Below are 22370 nucleotides of genomic sequence, written 5' to 3'. Positions count from 1 at the left end.
ATCATGCGCGTGTTACTGGTTGAAGACAATAAACTACTCGCCCAAGGCGTGATGCTGAGTTTGGCCAAAGAAGGTATCCAGGTTGATCATCTGCCGTCCTATAAGCAGGCGGAGGTAGCCCTGAATAATGAAGATTTTAGCGCGATTATTCTCGATTTGGGGTTGCCTGATGGCAATGGCGCGGACTTACTAAAACTGTGGCGTCGTAACGGTATCTCGTTACCGATTATTGTACTCACTGCAAATACTGATTTTGATACACGTTTGATGTGTTTAGATATTGGCGCAGACGATTATTTAAGTAAACCTTTTGATGTCAGAGAGCTTATTGCAAGATTACGCGCTATTATTCGACGCCAGCATGGTCTAGACAATAATCAATTTAGTTATGGCGCGCTTAATATTGATTTTGCCCGCTGTGAAGTACATTTTCGCGGCGTGTTAGTGTCACTCTCTCGGCGCGAGTATCAATTATTGCTCGAGTTTGCTCAATCTGCTGGACGGGTATTAACCCGTAATCAACTTGAACAATTAACTTATGGTTGGGATGAAGTCGGCAGTAATTCGATCGAGGTGCATATTCATCACCTACGCAAAAAAACTGCCACCGAATTAATCAAAACTGTACGTGGTATAGGCTACATTTTAACGGAAACGGTATAATCTTTTTCGTGACAAGTCGTCAGTAAACAGCGTCACACCTAAATTGCGCTATGATGCTATTCAATACCATAGGACATTATGTTTTCATTACGATTATTATTAAGTTTGCTCATGCTGGTGGGGATTGTCCTCACCGTGACGTTTTCGAGCATCTTGAGCACCCGTGATGCGACGCATGAAGTTGAAGAGTTATTTGATGCACAGATGATCCAAACTTCGAAAATGCTAGAAAAGTTTTATGTTGATCATCTAACGCAAGCGCAATTAGCTCAGCTTGTTCTCAAGCCTATCCTGTTCCATGTTGATGATTCGAAAGTCGACACATTTGCCGAACAAGCTAACCCTATTACCTTATCTTATGAGCATAAGTTGTCATTTCAATTACTGTCTAGCACCGGGCAGTTACTGGCTTACTCTGACAGTTCTGGCGATCAACTACTAACTAATTTTACTCAAGGTTATGATACTCGTCGTATCGGTAATGATTTATGGCACGTATACAGTTTTTTTTCATTGCCGCAGCAGGTATGGATTGTTACCGCACAGCGTGATGATGTCAGACAAGAGTTAGTATCATTAATCATCAGCAATACTTGGCGCTCGCCATTGATCATTACGCCGATCATGATGTTTTTTATGTTGGCGTTAACTTACTACCTATTTAAACCGGTTAAATTATTAGAACGTCATTTAGACAATCGTCCTGCCCAAGACCTAACCCCAATCAATTTCACGTTACCAACAGAGTTAGCGTCGACACAAAAAGCACTTAACAGTTATTTGCAGCGTATTAGCGAGACGATGATCCGTGAGCGTCGTTTTAGCGCAGACGCTGCACACGAGCTGAAAACACCGTTAGCGATTATTAAGTTACATAGCGACGGCTTAAGTGATGTATTGTCCAGCCAAGCCCCTGATGTTCAACTTGCGACCTTGGCCTATATAGAAGCCATAGGTGAGGGCGTAAACCGTATTAATCATATGGTAGAGCAGTTGTTACTGTTGTCGCGAGTTGATGCGATTGAAGCGTTAAATCAAACAGATTGTAAGCTACAAGACATCATTGATAACGTGATAAATCAGTTATTACACGTGATTGCTGATTATGAATGGCATATTGATATTCCTGCGGACATGACCATTAACGCCGATGCGTTTTACCTTGAGTTAGTCCTGAAAAATATTATTGAAAATGCCTGCAAATACAGTCCTGCGGAATCATTAATTACCATTAAGGCTTCTCAGGATGATGAGTACACAATGATTTGTGTGCTTGATCAAGGTCGTGGGATGTCTGCTAAGGAGATAGCCTTAGCCAAAAATAGATTTTATCGTGTTGATGAAAATGCTTCTCAAGGAGCGGGTCTAGGTTTGTCTATTTGCCAGCACATTATCAGCTTACATCATGGGGAGTTGAACTTTAATCAGGTCGATCCTCATGGGCTTGATGTGTGTATCGTATTGCCACGAGTTTAGTTCAATATCGTTAATTTTGATGACGTTAGTTAAAAAAACAACATGGCAAACACACTTTGCTCATGTTGTTTTTTTCGCAATCGATTAAGTGCTTACTCTCTTTCTCTTGATGGCTTTATATCCCTTGATTGGTTTGTGCGATGTGATGAATTATCACGTTGCTGATTAACCGATCGTGAAACTTGCTGAGATGTGGAGCGGGATGTATCGCGCACTTGCTGTCTCTTTGGTTCGTTTGTGCGTATTTGTTTCACTTGCTGTTGTTGATTGCGCATAGTGTTAACCTGCGGCTCACGCACTTTTTCAACTCGAGTATTACGCTGAGCTTGTTGTAATTCTTGAGTGCGCGGTTTGCTTGTCATATTTGCGACCGGTTTTGCCTCATATTTAGGCCCAGTTTGGGCCACATCGCGCTGACGACTGTAGCTTGACTTCATTGGTTCGCCTTTACGATCAAACGATTTTACCTGTGCAACTGGTTGACGCTGCTGACTTAATTCGCGCTTTAGTTGGGTACTTCTGTGTTCAACAGCATCATTGCGATTGACTCTTTTAAGCGCTGATTTGTCACTATGCTTGTCCTGCTTAGCGTAATTGACTTGATTATGTTGATCGTTCACCTTGGTTGAGTAATGGCGTGGCTCATTGGCTAGCTGGCGCTTAGGTTCGCGTGAATAACTTACTTGCTGGTTACGTTTTTCATAATGGCCATTATAACGTTTGCTGATCACTTGGCTGTGGTACGCCACACCTTTGCGGTGTTTAGGCTTATGTTGCCAATGTTGTGCACCATGGCTGTAACTTATTTTCCGTGGTGTGTAGTAACGGTAGTTTTGATGAACAGGTACGGCGATTACGCGGCGGTCATGCCAATGAAAACTACTAAAAAAGAAGTTAAAACTGATGTGTACGCCAGTGTCCCAGTAAATAGCGCTGTGGTTAGGGCGGTAGTGCACATAAGCTGGTGCACTCCAGTAAACGGGCGGGTAACGGTTCCAGCGCCAATCACCATAAACAATGCGACTGTCGTAATAAGGTACATAGACGATTTCAGGGCGAACCGACTCAATAATGATCCGACGCTCAACCCGCGACACTTTGACTTGCTCAAGGTCGGCTAAGTTATTGGCCTTATCGGCTTGTTGTCTCAGCGACTGAATGGTATCTAGCATGCGGCCTTCGTCTTGTAAAAAGGCATCTCCTACGCTTTGTGTCCAGGCTAAGTCATCATTTAAGCGTTGCAGTACATTGGGAAATGCCACTAGGGCTTTGACGCTTGGATCCCAGTCTTGTGACTCGACCTCTATCATGATTTGCTTCGTATCACGATCGCCTTGGTTTGATAACCAACGCTTAGCTTGAACAATTTCTAATGGATATGTTGACGCAATGAGGATGTGAGTTAATAAGCTGTCTGGATATAGCGCAATAGGCGCAAGCATTTGTGCCAACTCAGCATCACTGACCGCATCATCTGCAGCTGTGTAAGTGAGGTTATTAGTTGGCTGCGCCGCTTGCACACTTGTTAATGGCATACAAACCAGAGCTAAGGCAAGTAGCGCCTTAGCGGGTGCGTGAATGGCTTTTTTCATGTTATCTCCAGTGTCATTTATGACTGTTAAGCCAATCATAACGAGCCGAAGATGAACATAAGCTGAAGGCTAATCGAGAGAGTTAAACTATATAGTCAGGTTTAGCTTGAAATGAGTTATCTATTCATCAGATTATTAGACACTAATGCGTAAATTCAAATTCAAATTTGGCGCCGCCCAATGAGGTCGATTGACTTACGGTAAGCTTACCGTGATAACTATCGACGAGGTCGCGCACAATCGCTAAGCCAATACCATGACCTTGATCGTATGTATCAGCGCGTATGCCTCGTTCGAAAATTTGCTGCTGCTTGTCTTCAGGTACTCCTGTACCGTCGTCTTCCACACTAATAAGAAGGCTATTAGGCCCTTGCTTAACCGTTAGTTTTACTTGGGCATTTGCGGCTTTACAGGCATTGTCTAACACATTGCCGAGCATTTCTGTTAAATCGGCTTCATCACCTTTGAAACGTGCATTGTGATCGCCTTGGTAATCAATGCTGAGTTGTTGCTGTTGGTATATCTTAGTTAAGGTTCTAACTAATCTCACGCTTATACTGTCAACACTGACCCCCAAATGCCACGCGCTACCCGCAGCACTTTGTGCGCGCCTGAGCTGATAGGCAATAATTTGATTTATGCGGTTAATTTGCTCGAGCGAGGCCTCGCTTAAGTTAGCTTGGGTTTGCATTACCGCCAAAGGGGTTTTTAAACTGTGGGCTAAATCGGCCAGGGCATTACGATAGCGTTTACGCTGATTTTGTTCGGTTTGTAATAAGGTGTTTAATTGCTTAGCGACTTTTTGCAGCTCAACAGGGTAGTGGGTGCTTAGCTGCATCGATGTCCCTTGCTCTACTGCACTCAGTTCTTGGCTAAATTTACCCAAGGGTTTTAGAGTCCATAATAACCAGCTCAATTGCACTATCAACAATAGGGCCGTTAAGATCAGTAACCAAGTCCATAAGGTATTAGAGAATTTTTGGATTTGTTGAAGGTATTCCTGTTTATTTTTTATAATGTGTAGCGTCATGGTAAAAGGCTGTTCGCTGGTGGCAAAACTCACGCTAAAGCTATATATCAACTGAGGTTTATCATTAATCATGATCGAGTCGAAGGTGCTTCTGCCCGTTGCTGGTTTAGGCAGATTAATGGGCGTGTTTAGGCCCAAAAATGAATTTGAGGTCCACAATAGCTGATTGTCTTTGGTGGTGATTAACGCATAAAGACCTGATCCAATGACATTAAATTGGTTTTCGAGTAAATGTGACGGCATTTGTAATTGGTTATTTTCCACTTCGGCCATGGCCAAGACCGAGTAAATATAAGCTTTTAATTGATTTTTGGCGGCGACATTCACCTGGGTCTCAAAGGCATTGTTTACTGTCATGCCAATAATCGGCAGCAACACCAATATTAACAATAAGGCGCTGACAACAATGCGAACTTTAAGCGAGTTGAGTAGATTATGCATTTGGGTCTAATTGGCGCAGACGATAGCCCTGACCGCGGAGCGTTTCAATTAATTGGTACTGATTGTCAGGGTCGAGTTTTTTACGTAAACGGCGAATGAAAACCTCAATCACATTCGAGTCCAAATCAAAATCTTGATCATAAATATGTTCAATTAATCGGCTTTTTGAATGCACTGAACCTGGATGCAACATTAGGTATTCAAACAGTTTGTATTCAGAACCACTGAGGTTAATGATTTGCTCGCCCTGTTTAATTTCTAAACTGCGAGTATTGATACTAAAGGGACCATTTTGGATAACAGGACTCGCTTTACCTGCCGAACGGCGAATTAACGCATTAATGCGAGCAACCAGTTCTTCGAGCTGAAATGGCTTACTTAAATAATCATCGGCACCGGCATCTAATCCAACTACTTTATCTTGCCAACTGTCTCGAGCGGTTAAAATGATTATCGGGTAGCTAATGTCTTGCTCGCGTAATTGGCTGATTAATGACAAGCCATCGAGTTTTGGTAAACCGACGTCGATAATGGCGACATCGTATTGATATTCTTGAGCTTGATATAAGCCTTCTTCGCCATCATTGGCGACATCAACAGTATATTGCGCTTCGATAAGGTGTTGTTTGATGTTCTGTTGCAAGGCTAAATCGTCTTCGACTAATAATAATCTCATGGGTTAGTTCCTTGTCACTGCGCCATTGGTGGCATCGACTAATACATAGAAAATAACCCCATCATTGGTGAGTAGTTTAATCCGATACCCAGTATGTCCATTAACGTTAGCCGATTGTACTTTTAACACTTTGCCAGAATAACGACTTTGCGCTATTTGTACCGCATGTTGAGCACTTGCCACGACGAGGTTACTGTTCTGATTATTGTTTTGGCGATTATTATTAGGGCCGGGAGAGTGGCTAGCATGGGGCGATGAATACCATGCCGCATAAGACGGTACCGACGTGAGTGACAGTATCGTTAATATTAGGCCTAACATGATGGCATTTATGTTGAGCATACGCTGCATATTGTGATCCCTAATAACCTCAGTATTGCCAGTGTAAAAGATCCCTTTCTATATAGAAACATCTACTTAACCTAATCGATAAAATAGCCATAGGCACAAATAGCTGATTTGTCATCGCAGTATACGTTCTGACAGATGAACATTAGCTGAATCATTTACAGACACCTTGAAGTTTCTTGCTAGTCGCGCATAAATAGCTGATTGTTTTGGTTGTTATGATTAGCCTATGTTCAGCTTATGTTCATTTCCATTAGGTTTTAATGGCCTCAATATCAAGACAGCGAGGAATGAACATGAAGCATAATAAAACTAACATAGCCCAGATATCGGTAATGAATACCCAAATGAAATGGGGTTTAGGCTTATGTGTTGCCAGTGCGCTTTGGTTGAGCTCGCCTGTAGCACAAGGCGCCGAGCGTATAGCTGAACAAGGCCTTGGGACTTACAGCCAAGCAAGGAGCATTAACCTTAAAACCCCAGAGTCTGATGCCGATAAGCAAGATAGGATGATGGTGTTACATGAACAAGCTAAGTTACAAAACCTTGATGGCAATATTAAGGTAAAAATGACTCGCGAACAGGTGCTGGCTAAAAATAAAAAATCTGCTGCCACAGCTGAAAACCAGCAAAAACGAGTATTAGCGCAGCAGAATCAGGTGGTTTACTACGATTTCTCCTTCTACGGTGCCAATTCATATTTACTGGAAGATTACGATTACGACGGTTTTTATCAAACCTTTAGTGTGACTTTTGATGCAGATATTAATAGCAGTGCAGGCGATATTCAGGCCGATGTGTTTGCAGAACTCTATTTGAGTCAAGATGGTGGTCCCTGGATTCATTACTACTCAACCGATGTATTTACCTTACATGCAGACTCTAGCCATGATGACTATGAAGTGCTGACGACATTGGCTAATGGCTATCAAACCGATCATTATGATGTGTTGATCGATTTATATGAGTTGGGGTATGCCGATCCTGTCGCAACGATTAGTAGTGATCAATCTAATGCATTGTATGCTCTGCCGCTTGAAAGTAGTGATCGAGATGCGGGTTATGTTGATGAGGTCTATATCGAAACGGAATATTCTGGCGGGACCTTATCTTGGTTAAGCATTGCATTGCTTGCCGGAGTGATAGGCTCGCGTAGACGTTTCATTAAAAAAATATAACGAAAGCCTTAAGCTTTTCTGAGTTATAATGAATCTTTTTGATTTTAATTAGTTTTTATTGTGTCAGCTTTACTTATCCATGATGGATAAGTCGTTAGGAGTGAGTATGTTAGTAAAGTTAAATACATCATTGTTATGCAGTACATTAATTGGTTCGGCGCTCTTGTTGTCAGGTTGTCAATTACCTAATCCTTATACTGGCGAATCAGAAAACACTAAAGCGACTAATGGCGCTATGATTGGCGCTCTGTCTGGTGCTGCTATTGGTGTACTTTCATCAAGCAAAAGTGATCGCGGTAAAGGTGCTTTAATTGGTGCTGCATCTGGCGCTGCTGTTGGTGGTGGTATTGGTTATTACATGGATGTGCAAGAAGCTGAATTACGTAAACAGCTAAAATCAACTGGTGTGAGTGTAACTCGCAACGGTGACAACATTGTACTAAACATGCCTAATGAAGTGACCTTTGCGGTTGATCAAACTGTATTAAGTGCACGCGCTAAATCAGTATTAAACAGCGTTGTATTAGTGGCCAAAGAATATAATGACACTCGTTTGAATGTCATTGGTTATACCGACAGTTCAGGTTCAGATTCTTATAACTTACGTTTGTCACAAGTACGAGCGAGTGAAGTTGCACAATATATCACTAGCCAAAAAGTCAGTGGTTCACGTGTATCTTCTACTGGTATGGGTGAGTCAAGCCCAATTGCGAGCAACTCTACCGAGCAAGGTCGTTCGCAAAATCGTCGTGTAGAAATTGTATTAACGCCAATCGGTAAGTAAACCCGTTAGTAAGCGTTAACAAATGCCATCGTAAGATGGCATTTTTATATGTGATGCGCTACGGGTTCAGTCAACATATCCGCGGTATTGTTGCTTGAATGTACCAGGAGTAAAAGCGTTATAAAGTGATTTGAATGACAGTATGCCTAGACCAAATAGGATGAAAAAATATACCAATTGGCCTCTTGTGCGGAAATTTCTCACCTTTGGTGCCATATAATCATACGACAACAACATTTGTTGATTCATTTGCAGTTGATAAATCAATTCATCTTGTTGCCAAATCGATACCCGCATCCCCGATGTTAATGTCGCGGCAATTTGTTTGCATTTTGAACGGTGCAAATTTGGTGCAACAAAAGTATTGGGATAAGCCGAAATGACAATGTCATAGAAATCATTGATTTCACCGGTTTGTTGATTTTCAACAGCGTCCCTACGACATTCGATTTGATCAACCGTGATGTTATATCGATGTAGATTATCTAATGAACTCACCCAATAGTGAGGCATTACCCATGCTAATAGCGCCACATTCACCAACAAGTAAGCTCCGACAAAAGTCATACGCCAAACTATTGGTATCGTGGTAAATTCAAAAATAATTTCGCTTCTTCGCCAGTAATCTCGGTCGAACTCATTTTCTTTTAATTGAGGCTTAAGATTAAAACAGCCAAGTTTTTTACGTCGAGATATTTCGTCGCATAATTGCTTATATCGTTCAGGAAAAGCTTGTTTATTAATGTTGCGCTCAACATCGAGTAACTCATCATCCTTGTATTGCCGATAATCTATCTGTTTCACGCTATGTCCTTGCGCACCATTTTTTCATCGATATCATGTTGTTTATTTGGTAGAGATATCTGTCACGGTTGAGGTGACACTTCCTTGCTTTAGCCGAGTATGAATCACATCACCATTGCTTAACTGATTGGCATTTTCAACGACATGTTCATTGGTACTTGTGATTGAATAACCCCGGCTCAATGTTGCCAGTGGGCTGACGGTATCAAGTTTATGTGCTGCTTGTGTAAGCCGTAATTCAGCTTGTTTAAAGCAGTCTTTGCTGGCGTCATTAAAACGTTCAATTAAATATCCAAGCCGCTGTTTTTCTAAGGTTAGGGTATTAATAGGTGAACGTTGTTGTAAGCGATTATGCAATTGCTGATGGCGCAATGTTAAGCGACTGAATTTATGCTGTAAGGCATTTTCTAGGCGCATTTGCATTTCATCAAATCGCTGCTCAAATTGTTGCAGTTTACGTTGTGGCTCATGACGTTGTAGTTGATGAGATAACTGAGTTAATCGACCATACTGCTGTAATTGATAATGTTTCATACCCTGTTGCAAGCGTGATAACAGCAGGGCTAATTTTTCAGTTTTATTACCTTTGTCTTTTGATAATAACTCGGCACCAGCTGACGGGGTTGGTGCACGCACATCGGCAACATAATCGCTAATAGTGGTATCAATCTCGTGGCCGACGGCACTAATAATGGGTAAGGCACTGTTATAAATAGCATGGGCTAAATGTTCGCTGTTAAAACACCATAAATCTTCCAATGATCCGCCGCCACGGGTAAGCAACAGCACATCAACTTCCATGCGTTGATTGGCAGTGACAATTGCTTGGCAGATTAAGTGGCTGGCCGTTGCACCTTGAACTTGAGTTGGGTATATAACCACTTCAATAGAGGGATCTCGACGTGCTAACACATGCAAGATATCTCGCAGTGCCGCGCCTGTTGCCGAGGTGATAACCCCAATACGTTGAATGTTATTTGGAATAGGGCGTTTGGTTTCTAGTGCAAACAAACCTTCAGCAGCCAGTTTAAGCTTTAACGCTTCAAATTCTTGCGCCAGTAATCCATCACCCGCCGGGAGCATCGACTCCAGCAGTAATTGATAGTCACCACGAGGCTCATAGACACTAATGGCACCTTTAACTAAGACTTGTTGACCATTGACGGGTTTAAAGCGCACCGATTGATTACGGCCCTTAAACATCGCGCAACGAACTTGTGAATGAGCGTCTTTTAAAGTCAGATACCAATGCCCTGAACTTGGCGATGAAAAGTTTGAAATTTCGCCATTTAGCCAAATTTTACCTATTTGACCTTCAAGAATATGCCGCACTTCGCTATTTAATTGCGAAACACTATAAACATTGTTTTTTGTGGCACTCATGAATATTCTCATTCTAACGTTAATAAAAATCTATTTTCCATTTACCAACTGCAATATGCAAGGTATAATCTCGCCGCAATATTTCACCCAAATCCTACTCAACTAGGGAGATGTTGCCATGCTACGTTTACTGAAAGATGCACTAACTTTTGACGATGTATTGTTAGTTCCTGCCCACTCGACTGTACTCCCTAATACCGCGGTTCTTAAAACTCGTTTAACCAATAAAATCGAATTAAATATTCCACTTGTGTCTGCTGCTATGGACACTGTGACTGAATCTCGCCTTGCTATCGCGATGGCGCAAGAAGGTGGTTTAGGTTTTATTCATAAAAATATGAGTATTGAGCAGCAAGCCGAAGAAGTCCGAAGAGTTAAAAGTTATGAAGCCGGTATTGTTCAAGATCCCGTCACTGTAACGCCAGCAACCACCTTAACCGATTTACGTTTATTAACAGAACGTAATGGTTTTGCCGGTTATCCCGTCGTTAATGATGCGCACGAGCTGGTGGGTATTATTACTGGCCGTGATGTACGTTTTGTAACCGACTGGAGCAAAACCGTTGCTGACATGATGACCCCAAAAGATCGTTTGGTCACAGTGGCTGAAGGCACCAAGCTCGATGAAGTGCAAAAATTAATGCATTCTCATCGTATTGAAAAAGTCTTAGTGGTTGACGGTAACTTCAAACTTAAAGGCTTAATCACTGTTAAAGATTTCGAAAAAGCTGAGCGCAAGCCAAATGCATGTAAAGACGAATTAGGTCGTTTACGTGTTGGCGCTGCGGTTGGTGCAGGTCCTGGTAACGAAGAGCGTGTTGATGCCCTTGTTAAAGCGGGTGTAGACGTATTATTGATTGATTCATCTCATGGTCATTCAGAAGGCGTATTACAGCGTATTCGTGATACTCGAGCTAAATACCCAGATTTACAAATTGTTGGCGGTAACGTCGCAACCGCTTCAGGCGCACTTGCGTTAGTAGAAGCTGGTGTTAACGCCGTTAAAGTTGGTATTGGCCCTGGTTCAATTTGTACGACTCGTATTGTGACAGGTGTTGGCGTTCCACAGATTACTGCAGTTTCTGATGCAGCTGAAGCTGTGCTTGCGTTAGGCATTCCTGTAATTGCTGATGGCGGTATCCGTTTCTCTGGCGATTTAGCTAAAGCACTCGCTGCGGGTGCATCATGCATTATGGCCGGTTCTATGTTCGCTGGTACTGATGAGGCTCCAGGTGAAACCGAACTTTATCAAGGTCGTGCATATAAATCATACCGCGGCATGGGTTCACTTGGCGCAATGGGCCAAACTCAAGGTTCATCTGATCGTTACTTCCAAAGCGACAATGCTGCCGACAAGTTAGTCCCTGAAGGTATTGAAGGTCGTGTGCCTTACAAAGGTAAGTTGAAAGAAATTATTCATCAACACATGGGCGGACTACGTTCATGCATGGGCTTAACCGGTTGTGCCACCATTAAAGATTTAAATGAAAAAGCACAGTTTGTAAAAGTGACTTCAGCAGGTATGGGTGAGTCTCATGTTCATGACGTGACCATTACCAAAGAAGCACCAAACTACCGTTCTGGTTCATAATTACTGTGAGGACGACATTTGTCGTCCTTCTGTTATTAGCGTTAATTTGCCCGTATCGATGTGATACGGGGTATTACACTTAATCAATATGTAAAGGTTACCCATGAGTAATATTCACGATCATAAGATTCTAATCCTCGATTTTGGTTCTCAGTACACTCAGCTTATTGCGCGTCGTATCCGTGAAATTGGTGTGTATTGTGAGTTATGGGCCTGGGATGTGAGCGAAGCGCAAATTCGTGAGTTTGCCCCAAATGGTATTATTTTAGCCGGCGGCCCAGAAAGTGTTACAGAGGACAATTCTCCTCGAGCTCCAGAATATGTCTTTACTGCTGGAGTACCTGTATTAGGTATTTGTTATGGCATGCAAACCATGTCTGAACAACTTGGTGGTAAAGTCATTAAAGGCGTGGGTGAAGGCGAATTTGGCTATGCTCAAATTGAATTGCAAACCACGTCAGCCTTATTTAAAAGTATTGAAGATGCTGTCAGTGCTGAAGGCAAACCACTGCTTGATGTGTGGATGAGCCATGGTGATAAAGTCTCCGCTATTCCTGAAGGTTTTGTGACCGTTGCTAAAACCGCTACGTGTCCGTTTGCCGCGATGGCAAATGAAGAGAAAGGTTTTTACGGTGTTCAGTTCCACCCTGAAGTGACTCATACTCGTCAAGGTCAACGCATGTTAGAGCATTTCGCGTTGGAAATTTGTGCCTGTAAAGCCAATTGGAAACCATCATCAATTATTGAAGATGCGATTGAGCGCCTTAAAAAGCAAATCGGTGACGATGAAGTTATTCTTGGTTTATCAGGTGGTGTTGACTCATCCGTGGTGGCGATGTTGCTTCACCGCGCGATTGGCGACAAGCTAACGTGTGTGTTTGTTGATAACGGCTTATTGCGTTTAAACGAAGCGGACCAAGTGTTAGAAATGTTTGGCGATCATTTCGGACTCAATATTATTCATGTCGATGCTGAAAACCGTTTCTTAGATGCCATGGCTGGCGAAGCAGAACCTGAAGCTAAGCGTAAAATTATTGGCCGGGTGTTTGTAGAGATTTTTGATGAAGAATCAAAGAAATGCGCGAATGCTAAATGGCTAGCTCAAGGCACTATTTATCCTGATGTGATTGAATCAGCGGGCAGTGCAACCGGTAAAGCTCATGTGATTAAGTCGCACCACAATGTTGGCGGGTTACCTGCCGATATGAAGATGGGTTTAGTTGAACCACTACGTGAGTTATTTAAAGATGAAGTGCGTAAAATTGGTTTAGAGTTAGGCCTGCCTTATAACATGCTTTATCGTCATCCGTTCCCTGGACCAGGTTTAGGTGTTCGTGTTCTTGGCGAAGTGAAAAAAGAATATTGTGATTTATTGCGCAGTGCAGACGCTATCTTTATTGAAGAGCTACACAAAGCTGATTTGTATAATAAAGTGAGCCAAGCCTTTACCGTATTCTTGCCAGTTCGCTCGGTAGGCGTAATGGGTGATGGCCGTAAATATGATTGGGTTGTATCGCTACGAGCGGTAGAAACTATCGACTTTATGACCGCGCATTGGGCACATCTACCATATGATTTCTTAGGTCGCGTTTCAAACCGCATCATCAATGAAGTCGATGGTATTTCACGAGTGGTGTACGACATATCAGGTAAGCCGCCAGCAACGATTGAGTGGGAATAATGTCATCTCACACAATAGCGAGTGCTAACTTGCAATAAGTGATATTTAAGCCCATATTTTTATGGGCTTTTTTATTTTTATTTCCTGAACATTTTTATTCGCACCAAGCCGCTTTTATAGAATATGACTCTGGGAATGATTTTTCGTTACCTTGGTATCTTCAATGTCTTACTGCTCATGTGGTATATCCAACATCTTGCTAATCATCCATCAGTGACTTTCAGCCAAACATAATGGTTTTTCGGTTAGCTTTTCGCACATAATTAAGTTTTATTACGATAGGCTTAATTAATGGTATCTACATGAACTATATATAATTTTAATCTATGTATAGAATGCTGTCTCATGAACTCAGCCCGTGTTACATTGCCAAGGATTTGGGACGTGTCATGCTTTGAAACATAGGTTTGCTCAGGTCCGCGCTGAACCCCCTATACAAAGGGAGCTATTTTGAATCTTGACACTGGAGTAGAGCTATTTTTAGCCTCAAACTGAAGCGGTAATCAATGAATACGGCTTTGATTTATCACTTCACTGCGAACGGAGTCTAGGTGATGGGTTATCTCACCCCGCTTAGCTAAATTAACGTCACTATCAATGGCCTGAATTGGAAAATTAAGACTTATGCAACCAATGATAAAACAAAAATTAATAGCGACTTTGGTGTCTTTAACCATACTGATCCCGGCAATGGCATCAGCACAAGAGATCCCAAAGCGGTTTCAACCTACTCTAGATGCCTTTCTTGAGGCAGCCAAATCGGAATGTGCAGCATTAGACAACGGCATATTCGAGGTTGTGGATGGCGGCATTCAATTTTACGCAGATTTCAATCAAGACGGTATCAGTGATCCTATCATCGACACCCGCGCGTTCAGTTGCTCAAGTTCTGCCACGCTGTTCGACGGTGGAACAGGCGGACATTATATTAATGCATTCGTTTCGGACGATGACAAGAGCTATAAACCGTTCCAGTTTCTTGCCCAAGACAGTGCGGTTATCGCACTCGGCGGTACGGCAGTATTAGTGCTCAAGCACCATGGCACAAGTTGCAACCTTCAAGGACTCAGCCCCTGTTTTGCAGCTTATTGCTGGGCAGAAGGCAAGTTTAATACTGCTAATGCAATCATTCACCCACAACAGCAAACAGGAATCGATAAATAATGCCCTCTGATATAGCAAGCGACCCTAATGTATGGACAACAGGGGAGTTAATTAACATAGCACTGTTCGCAATACTGTATTTGAGTTGTTTAACATTCGCTATCCGCAAGACTTTACAAAAAGATCATGGCCGTTTTTACTTTATGGCTTGCGCTGTATTGGTGGTGGTTGGCACGCTCGCTATGGTATTAGAGCCATTTAATTCAACGATGAGTGGTGAGATGCCACCACAAGCTGGTCTCGGAGCTTGGGTCATGTTCCTAGGTTTGTTTGGCACCATTGCCGCTATCGTCTGGGGAGTTGCTCGTCGAGTCTTTAGTCAACGCTAAGCCGTGTTTTATACTCAAGATTGCGGGGTCGAGTTATAGCAGCTCCTGCGTTATCAAAACGACTGCCTAATCCTAGTTTGGTGATAGCACTTTATGGCAGTAGATATGTTCTAGCGGGGTAAAAAAAGGGGTGTTTGATACCATTTGCTATGCAAAATTCAGGTTATAATAAGCCTGTATGACAATGACCTAGGGCAGTAGAGTGACAAATATTTTAAAGGCAGACCTTGCTGCCAACACCAACTCCATCACTGATATTGAGCATGACACTCAGCAAGCCATTGATGAAAAGTGGATGCGGTTAGCCATGCAACTAGCTGAACAAGCAGAATTAAAAGGTGAGGTGCCTGTCGGTGCCGTATTGGTAAAAGATGATGTGTTAATTGCCAGTGGCTGTAATTTAAGTATTTTAAATCATGATCCTACAGCTCATGCTGAAATGGAGTGTATTCGCCAAGCGGGTAAGATATTAGAAAATTATCGTATGCTCGACACTACTTTGTATGTCACTTTAGAGCCTTGCACTATGTGTGCAGGTGCCATGATCCACAGTCGTATTGCTAGAGTGGTGTACGGTGCCGATGATTTAAAAACCGGCGCGGCGGGTAGTGTGATCAATTTGCTACAACACCCTGTTTTTAATCACCAGCTTGACGTGACATCAGGTGTGTTAGCTGAAGAGTGCGCCTCACAATTAAGCGCTTTTTTTAAGCGGCGTAGGGCAGAAAAAAAAGCACTCAAAAAGTTAGAGAGAAACTCAACTGATTGAGTGGCATATTTTTCTGTGGTTAACGTGAGATTATGATTCGGTTTGTACCAACAAAAAATGTGCACGTTGACGATTTTGAATACGGGTTTTGTGTACTTTAAGCATGACACGACGTCGTGACATGGTATTGCTTATCGCTCTTCTTCTCATATCGTGATCCTTTCATATTGGGTAACCTCATTGAGGTTACTGATAAACAGCATACTTTACAGTAGGCTTTCTAACGACAGATTCGGTTCCATACTACCTTATATTGATGACGATTGTCGGTCAGCTTGATGACGATAACCCCATCGATAGCACAATTATTGTGCTGATACCTTGGTTTTATCTGCAGCCTCTTCTGCAATCACTTCAACTTGATCTTGGATAACATCAATTTTCTTGGTTTGATTATCAATCCAAACTAAGGTGTCGTAGTAACGACGAATACTGTCGACATAATGCACCGCTTCACTTCCGCGAGCGTAGCCATAGCGAGTTTGCTTGTAATATTTAGCTTGCTGCAGCAAAGGTAATACTTTTTTGACGTCACGCCATGCACTGGGATCCATTCCCATTGACTCTGTTAACCGTCGCGCATCTTCAACATGACCTAAACCGATATTATAAGATGCCAGAGCGAACCAAATCCGTTGAGCTTCAGGAATTCTGTCTGGCAATCTGTCCATCATATCTTTTAAATAAAATGCACCACCGCGAATACTCTGCTCTGCATCTAAGCGATCATCTACACCAACATAGGCCGCGGTCGGTTGGGTCAGCATCATCATACCTCGGACACCAGTTGGTGAGCGTGCGCTTGGGTTCCAATGTGACTCTTGATAACTGGCAGCGGCTAATTTACGCCAGTCTAACTCACCTGAATACTGCTCAAAAAAACTACGGTATTCAGGGAGGATATTGTCAATGGCACGAATAAAGGCTCGTGTATCGACATAGTCAAAACGTTTCACATGACCAAAATATTTTTCGTTTAAATGTTCAAGAGTGCCGGCACGTCTTTCTTGATGCCAAAAGGCCAGGAGTTGGCTCATTAAGCGGTCACTATTTCTCGGTGGTAACAGCCACACTACTTCAACTTTTTCTTCTAAAATCATTCCTGCGCGTAACTCAGGTAAAAAACGCTGGTTGATCAATAAACTATTTGAATCTGAAATGGTGTAGTTCAATTCTCCGTTGGCGATTAATGCAAACAGTTCTTCATTGTCTTTGTCATTAACTTGGTTCCACATCAATTCAGGATAGTCTTTTTGCAGCTTAGTTAAGGTATTGACCGAAGAGGAGTTCGCCATCACGGTAATTTCACCCGACAGAGTGCCAATATCTTTGGGTTCTGGAGTACCTTCTCGATACACCAATACTTGATTAACTTTATATAAAGTCGGTCCAAGTTTAAATTGCTGACTGCGGTTGGGGGTTTTTGCGATGCCAGCAGCAATAATATCAATCTTATTTTCTTTTAATGCGGCAAATAATTGTTTGCGATTCGTGTATGGGATCATCTCTAGCGGCACGGCTAAATAATCGGCAAAGCGCTGGGCCATTTCAAAGTCGAATCCGCTTTCACCCTGATCTGAATTTAAATAAATCTGTGGACCATATAATGTCCCAACCTTGAGTACGGTCCGTTTTGGGGCAGGCGCAGCAATGTCAACCTCATGAATATCAACAGGTTGACAGGCGGATAGCATCCCGCAAAGTAAGATGATGAATAAGGTTTTGATCATATTTATTAATTGGTTATCTTAAGTTGTTTCGTTAATGTCACCAGAGTAATGCATGAGAAACGAATATAATTCCGGTTGTATAGCCTTTAAATATGTAGGGGAGTTTAGGTGTTTTTAGTTACTTTATCAGGAGTTTTCCTAAACGCCTATAGTTGGACAAATAACCCTCTTTTAACGTCGGTTTATTGAACGACAGTAAAGTCGCTGTGTCATAAATATGCATAACCACAATTGTGGATATTTTCCCTATCAGGAAACACTGTTTTCACGGGTGCTTAAAGGTGATTTGTACTGTGCAATTCCTTATAATAGCGCCAATTCTGACCCAATATAATTTATAAGGTGAATAGACGTGATTGAGATCATTCGCGGAGCCCCAGCACTATCTGCATTTAGAGTTCAAAAACTCATGGAGGCTTGCGAAAATGCAGCACTTCCAGTATCTCAAATTTATGCTGAATATGTTCATTTAGCTAATTTGAGTGAGTCACTAGATGATAATGAGCGTCTACAGTTAGAAACTATTCTTACCTATGGACCCGCTATTGAGTCGCATGCTCCACAAGGTACTCTATTATTTGTTACTCCACGTCCTGGCACAATTTCTCCTTGGTCTTCTAAAGCAACCGACATCGCACACAACTGTGGTTTGGGCAAAGTAAAACGCCTTGAGCGTGGTATGGCTTATTATGTTGAAGCTTCAGAATTAACCGCAGAACAACAAAAACAACTGCAAGGTTTATTACATGACCGTATGGTCGAAATCATATTGCCTGAGTTTGAAGCGGCTGAGGTATTATTTGCCCGCACAGAACCGGCAAAATTTAGCAGTGTTAATATTCTTGCTGAAGGTCGTCGTGCCTTAGAAGTCGCTAACGTTAAGTTAGGTTTGGCTCTTGCTGATGATGAAATTGACTATTTAATTGAAAACTTTGTTCGTTTAAAGCGTAACCCTAACGACATCGAATTGATGATGTTTGCTCAAGCAAACTCAGAGCATTGTCGTCACAAAATTTTTAATGCAGATTGGACAATCGATGGCGAAGTGCAGCCAAAATCATTGTTTAAAATGATTAAGAATACTTTTGAAGTCACTCCTGATTACGTGTTGTCAGCTTATAAAGATAATGCCGCTGTGATGACAGGTTCGGTTGCGGGACGTTTTTTCCCAGACCCTGATGGTATTTATAACTATCACACTGAACCAATGCACATCTTAATGAAAGTCGAAACTCATAATCATCCTACTGCAATTAGTCCTTATCCTGGTGCCGCTACTGGTTCTGGTGGTGAAATTCGTGATGAAGGCGCTACTGGTCGAGGTTCTAAGCCTAAAGCGGGTTTATCTGGTTTTACGGTTTCTAACTTAAAAATTCCTGGATTTGTGCAACCATGGGAAGGGAATTATGGTAAACCCGATCGTATTGTGACTCCACTTGAGATCATGCTTGAAGGCCCACTTGGTGGCGCTGCATTTAATAATGAATTTGGTCGTCCTGCGATTACGGGATATTTCCGCACTTATGAACAATTAGTGTCCAGTCATAACGGTGTTGAAGTCCGTGGTTACCATAAGCCGATTATGATTGCCGGTGGTTTAGGCAATATTCGCGAAGAACATGTGCAAAAAGGTGAAATCACGGTTGGCGCTAAACTCATTGTGCTTGGTGGACCTGCAATGAACATAGGTTTGGGTGGCGGTGCTGCATCTTCTATGGCATCAGGTCAGTCTAGCGAAGATTTAGATTTTGCTTCTGTACAACGTGAAAATCCAGAAATGGAACGTCGCTGTCAGGAAGTGATTGACCGTTGCTGGCAGCTAGGTGATACCAACCCTATTCAATTTATTCACGATGTGGGTGCCGGCGGATTATCGAACGCATTCCCTGAGTTAGTGAATGACGCTGATCGCGGTGGTGTGTTCAATTTACGCAACGTTCCCTCTGACGAGCCAGGCATGAGCCCGCTCGAAATTTGGTGTAATGAATCTCAAGAACGTTATGTGCTATCGGTTGCGCCAGAGAATTTACAGCAGTTTGCTGATATTTGTGCCCGTGAACGCGCTCCATTTGCCGTGGTTGGTGAAGCGACTGCAGAGATGCATTTAACGCTTGCCGACAGTCACTTTAATAACAAACCGATTGATTTACCGCTCGAAGTCTTATTAGGTAAAGCGCCTAAAATGAGTCGTGATGTGGTGTCGGTAAAAGCGGTATCACCGGCATTAGATCAATCTAAGATTGAATTAAAAGATGCGGTTAAGCGCGTTTTAACTTTGCCAACCGTAGCCGATAAAACTTTCCTAATCACCATCGGTGACCGTTCAGTGACGGGATTAGTTAACCGCGACCAAATGGTCGGTCCATGGCAGGTTCCGGTTGCTGATTGTGCAGTCACTGCATCAAGTTATGATAGCTACAGCGGTGAAGCGATGTCGATGGGTGAACGAACGCCATTGGCTTTACTCGACTTTGATGCTTCTGCGCGTATGGCGGTTGCTGAATCGATCATGAACATTGCTGGTACTGATATTGGCTCGTTTAAGCGCATTAAGCTTTCGGCTAACTGGATGTCGCCGGCGGGTCACCCTGGTGAAGATGCCGGTTTATACCAAGCTGTTAAAGCCATTGGCGAAGACCTTTGTCCAGAACTTGGTATCACTATCCCTGTCGGTAAAGACTCTATGTCGATGAAAACCGCATGGGAAGATAGTGGTGTACAGAAAACGGTAACATCGCCTATGTCATTGGTTATCACCGCTTTTGGCGTGGTACAAGACATACGTAAAACCGTGACGCCACAACTTCGCAGTGATAAAGGTGACACTACATTATTAATGCTGGACTTAAGCAATGGCCAAAATCGTTTAGGGGGTTCTTGTTTAGCGCAGGTTTACAGTGAGCTAGGTGATATTGCACCGACATTAGATGTTACCGCTAACTTAGCGGGCTTCTTTGAAGTCATGCAGCAATTAGTAGCTGAGCAAGCGGTTATGGCATATCACGATCGCAGCGACGGTGGTTTATTTACCACTTTAGTGGAAATGGCCTTTGCCGGTAATACTGGGTTAACTATTGATTTAGCCAGCTTGAATGGTACTGATTTAGAACGTTTATTTAACGAAGAACTGGGTGCTGTCATTCAAGTTGGTGTTGCTGATGCTAAAGCCATTGCCGCGCAATTTGCGGCTAAAGGCGTAGCTTGTCATCACATTGGTGGTTTACAAGCCGCTGACAAGATTAGCATTAACGATGGCCAGCGAGTGATATTTACTGATAGCCGAACTGCACTGCGCACTATGTGGTCAGAAACCACCTATCGCATGCAAGCACTTCGTGATAATCCAGAATGTGCACGTGAAGAGTATGAGCTTAAACAACAAGCTGATGCACCTGGTTTAACGGTAAAATTAGGCTTTAATCCAAGTGAAGATGTAGCCGCACCTTATATTCTTAAAGGTGCAGCTCCTAAAATGGCTATTTTACGTGAGCAGGGCGTTAACTCTCATGTCGAGATGGCAGCCGCTTTTGACCGTGCCGGTTTTGAAAGCCGCGACGTGCACATGTCGGACATTTTATCTGGGCGTATTAGCCTTGAAGAGTTCCAAGGCCTAGTGGCTTGTGGCGGATTCTCTTATGGTGACGTATTAGGTGCTGGTGAAGGTTGGGCTAAGTCGATTCTATTTAATGATCGTGCTCGCGATGAGTTTAGTCGTTTCTTCGAACGTGATTCAAGCATCGCCCTTGGTGTGTGTAATGGTTGTCAGATGTTATCTAATCTGAAAGAAATTATCCCAGGAAGTGAGCATTGGCCGCGCTTTGTGCGTAACCGCTCTGAGCGTTTTGAAGCTCGATTCAGTTTGGTTGAAGTGCAACAAAACCCATCGGTATTTTTTGACGGCATGGTCGGTTCTCGTATGCCTATCGCAGTATCACATGGTGAAGGCTTAGTTGAGTTTGCTAATGCTCAAGCGTTAGCTAATGCCGAAGCATCGGGCACTATTGCACTGCGTTATGTTGATGGCCATGGTCAAATTGCGACTCAGTACCCTGAGAACCCTAATGGTTCAGCGAATGGTCTAACCGGTATTTGTACCACGGATGGCCGAGTGACAATTATGATGCCGCATCCTGAGCGTGTATTCAGAACCGTTGCCAATTCATGGCATCCAGATAACTGGGGTGAAGATAGCCCTTGGATGCGCATGTTCCGTAATGCTCGAGTCAAGATCAGTTAATTTCAAATTAACTATCTAGTTTAGATAAAGTAAAAAGGCGACTCATTTGAGTCGCCTTTTTTATTGGTTAATTCGTTTTATCAACTAATGGCTTTGATGTCGTTGAATAAATAAAACCCCCATAGAGTAGCTCTATGGGGGTTTAGTTTCGTTATAGATAGATAATAACGATTGTCGCTTAATATGATTTCTGCGCTAACAAAAACATCTACTAAACAGGGTATAGATAAAAAAGTGAGCGATCTTACTTCACTTCTTTAGCAGTAAACATTTCAGTAAAAACGCGTTTGTACAAGTTGGCAATATTTTCGAATAATTGAGTCATAGCACTTCTCTTTAGGTTAGGTCACTGGAATTAAGACGACGACTCATCGTGCAACCACTGTTCGTTTTCTTAACTGTGTGGAAATTATACAGTTACCTTATTGCTGGCTCAAACGAGAAAAAATGATTCTTGTCATTAGTTAATCTAATGGTTTGTTGGCGTTGTTTTA

17 protein-coding genes are annotated in these 22370 nt (G+C 42.6%); 10 read left to right on the top strand and 7 right to left on the bottom strand.

What is annotated here, in order from left to right:
* Positions 1-3: 3 nt before the first annotated feature.
* On the top strand, positions 4-663 hold the full coding sequence (locus H5185_RS09780) for a response regulator transcription factor (protein ID WP_124016858.1): 660 nt from the start codon (positions 4-6) through the stop codon (positions 661-663).
* A gap of 78 nt (positions 664-741) precedes the next feature.
* A complete protein-coding gene (locus tag H5185_RS09775) occupies positions 742-2139 on the top strand; it encodes an ATP-binding protein (RefSeq protein WP_182741990.1) in 1398 nt (465 codons plus the stop codon).
* Positions 2140-2231: 92 nt separating this feature from the next.
* Here the strand turns inward: H5185_RS09775 and H5185_RS09770 are convergent, their stop codons facing one another.
* The 4 genes from H5185_RS09770 to H5185_RS09755 form a co-directional block, all read right to left on the bottom strand.
* Entirely contained in the window at positions 2232-3731 is a 1500-nt protein-coding gene (locus tag H5185_RS09770; protein ID WP_259396200.1) for a DUF3300 domain-containing protein, read from the bottom strand.
* Between the two features lie 142 nt (positions 3732-3873).
* Positions 3874-5202 carry an ATP-binding protein gene (locus tag H5185_RS09765; RefSeq protein ID WP_124016860.1) on the bottom strand — a complete coding sequence of 443 codons (1329 nt, stop codon included), beginning with the start codon at positions 5200-5202 and terminating at the stop codon, positions 3874-3876.
* Positions 5195-5878 carry a response regulator transcription factor gene (locus H5185_RS09760; protein ID WP_182741989.1) on the bottom strand — a complete coding sequence of 228 codons (684 nt, stop codon included), beginning with the start codon at positions 5876-5878 and terminating at the stop codon, positions 5195-5197. The genes H5185_RS09765 and H5185_RS09760 overlap by 8 nt, the downstream gene beginning before the upstream one ends.
* A gap of 3 nt (positions 5879-5881) precedes the next feature.
* Positions 5882-6229, bottom strand: a complete 348-nt coding sequence (locus H5185_RS09755; RefSeq protein WP_235781925.1) for a PepSY domain-containing protein — start codon at positions 6227-6229, stop codon at positions 5882-5884.
* Positions 6230-6522: 293 nt separating this feature from the next.
* On the opposite strand from H5185_RS09755, the gene H5185_RS09750 reads away from it, so the two are divergent.
* Both H5185_RS09750 and H5185_RS09745 read left to right on the top strand, forming a co-directional pair.
* Positions 6523-7404 (top strand): choice-of-anchor H family protein, encoded by an 882-nt coding sequence (locus H5185_RS09750; protein ID WP_259396199.1) that lies wholly within the window; start codon positions 6523-6525, stop codon positions 7402-7404.
* A gap of 106 nt (positions 7405-7510) precedes the next feature.
* Positions 7511-8188 (top strand): OmpA family protein, encoded by a 678-nt coding sequence (locus H5185_RS09745; protein WP_182741987.1) that lies wholly within the window; start codon positions 7511-7513, stop codon positions 8186-8188.
* 66 nt (positions 8189-8254) lie between these two features.
* Here H5185_RS09745 and H5185_RS09740 read toward each other — a convergent pair whose 3' ends face one another.
* The gene (locus H5185_RS09740) at positions 8255-8992 is read right to left on the bottom strand and encodes a hypothetical protein (protein WP_182741986.1); all 738 of its coding nucleotides are present in this window, start codon (positions 8990-8992) and stop codon (positions 8255-8257) included.
* A gap of 42 nt (positions 8993-9034) precedes the next feature.
* Complete coding sequence (gene xseA, locus H5185_RS09735; RefSeq protein WP_182741985.1) at positions 9035-10375, bottom strand: exodeoxyribonuclease VII large subunit; 1341 nt, start codon at positions 10373-10375, stop codon at positions 9035-9037.
* A gap of 118 nt (positions 10376-10493) precedes the next feature.
* On the opposite strand from xseA, the gene guaB reads away from it, so the two are divergent.
* From guaB to tadA, 5 genes are all read left to right on the top strand, one after another.
* Positions 10494-11966, top strand: a complete 1473-nt coding sequence (guaB, locus tag H5185_RS09730) for an IMP dehydrogenase (protein ID WP_124016866.1) — start codon at positions 10494-10496, stop codon at positions 11964-11966.
* 103 nt (positions 11967-12069) lie between these two features.
* A complete protein-coding gene (gene guaA, locus H5185_RS09725; protein WP_124016867.1) occupies positions 12070-13647 on the top strand; it encodes a glutamine-hydrolyzing GMP synthase in 1578 nt (525 codons plus the stop codon).
* A gap of 624 nt (positions 13648-14271) precedes the next feature.
* Positions 14272-14811 carry a hypothetical protein gene (locus H5185_RS09720; protein WP_182741984.1) on the top strand — a complete coding sequence of 180 codons (540 nt, stop codon included), beginning with the start codon at positions 14272-14274 and terminating at the stop codon, positions 14809-14811.
* On the top strand, positions 14811-15140 hold the full coding sequence (locus H5185_RS09715) for a hypothetical protein (protein WP_124016869.1): 330 nt from the start codon (positions 14811-14813) through the stop codon (positions 15138-15140). The genes H5185_RS09720 and H5185_RS09715 overlap by 1 nt, the downstream gene beginning before the upstream one ends.
* 211 nt (positions 15141-15351) lie before the next feature.
* Positions 15352-15909, top strand: a complete 558-nt coding sequence (gene tadA / locus H5185_RS09710) for a tRNA adenosine(34) deaminase TadA (RefSeq protein WP_182741998.1) — start codon at positions 15352-15354, stop codon at positions 15907-15909.
* A gap of 305 nt (positions 15910-16214) precedes the next feature.
* Here the strand turns inward: tadA and mltF are convergent, their stop codons facing one another.
* Complete coding sequence (gene mltF, locus H5185_RS09705) at positions 16215-17639, bottom strand: membrane-bound lytic murein transglycosylase MltF (RefSeq protein WP_124016870.1); 1425 nt, start codon at positions 17637-17639, stop codon at positions 16215-16217.
* A 355-nt stretch (positions 17640-17994) separates the two neighbouring features.
* Here mltF and purL point away from each other — a divergent pair, with 355 nt between their 5' ends.
* Positions 17995-21876 carry a phosphoribosylformylglycinamidine synthase gene (gene purL / locus H5185_RS09700; protein ID WP_182741997.1) on the top strand — a complete coding sequence of 1294 codons (3882 nt, stop codon included), beginning with the start codon at positions 17995-17997 and terminating at the stop codon, positions 21874-21876.
* Positions 21877-22370: the final 494 nt, after the last annotated feature.

The sequence above is a fragment of the Shewanella sp. SG44-6 genome, from assembly GCF_014164185.1.
Classification (GTDB): domain Bacteria; phylum Pseudomonadota; class Gammaproteobacteria; order Enterobacterales; family Shewanellaceae; genus Shewanella; species Shewanella vesiculosa.
Note: the sequence above shows the minus strand (reverse complement) of the source record. Positions and strands in the feature narration are given on the sequence as shown.

What these genes read in the sequence shown, in the direction of transcription:
- H5185_RS09780 (WP_124016858.1), top strand. Translation starts at nt 4, where the DNA reads ATGCGCGTGTTACTGGTTGAAGACAATAAACTACTCGCCCAAGGCGTG.
- H5185_RS09775 (WP_182741990.1), top strand. Translation starts at nt 742, where the DNA reads ATGTTTTCATTACGATTATTATTAAGTTTGCTCATGCTGGTGGGGATT.
- H5185_RS09770 (WP_259396200.1), bottom strand. Translation starts at nt 3,731, where the DNA reads ATGAAAAAAGCCATTCACGCACCCGCTAAGGCGCTACTTGCCTTAGCT.
- H5185_RS09765 (WP_124016860.1), bottom strand. Translation starts at nt 5,202, where the DNA reads ATGCATAATCTACTCAACTCGCTTAAAGTTCGCATTGTTGTCAGCGCC.
- H5185_RS09760 (WP_182741989.1), bottom strand. Translation starts at nt 5,878, where the DNA reads ATGAGATTATTATTAGTCGAAGACGATTTAGCCTTGCAACAGAACATC.
- H5185_RS09755 (WP_235781925.1), bottom strand. Translation starts at nt 6,229, where the DNA reads ATGCAGCGTATGCTCAACATAAATGCCATCATGTTAGGCCTAATATTA.
- H5185_RS09750 (WP_259396199.1), top strand. Translation starts at nt 6,523, where the DNA reads ATGAAGCATAATAAAACTAACATAGCCCAGATATCGGTAATGAATACC.
- H5185_RS09745 (WP_182741987.1), top strand. Translation starts at nt 7,511, where the DNA reads ATGTTAGTAAAGTTAAATACATCATTGTTATGCAGTACATTAATTGGT.
- xseA (WP_182741985.1), bottom strand. Translation starts at nt 10,375, where the DNA reads ATGAGTGCCACAAAAAACAATGTTTATAGTGTTTCGCAATTAAATAGC.
- guaB (WP_124016866.1), top strand. Translation starts at nt 10,494, where the DNA reads ATGCTACGTTTACTGAAAGATGCACTAACTTTTGACGATGTATTGTTA.
- guaA (WP_124016867.1), top strand. Translation starts at nt 12,070, where the DNA reads ATGAGTAATATTCACGATCATAAGATTCTAATCCTCGATTTTGGTTCT.
- H5185_RS09720 (WP_182741984.1), top strand. Translation starts at nt 14,272, where the DNA reads ATGCAACCAATGATAAAACAAAAATTAATAGCGACTTTGGTGTCTTTA.
- H5185_RS09715 (WP_124016869.1), top strand. Translation starts at nt 14,811, where the DNA reads ATGCCCTCTGATATAGCAAGCGACCCTAATGTATGGACAACAGGGGAG.
- mltF (WP_124016870.1), bottom strand. Translation starts at nt 17,639, where the DNA reads ATGATCAAAACCTTATTCATCATCTTACTTTGCGGGATGCTATCCGCC.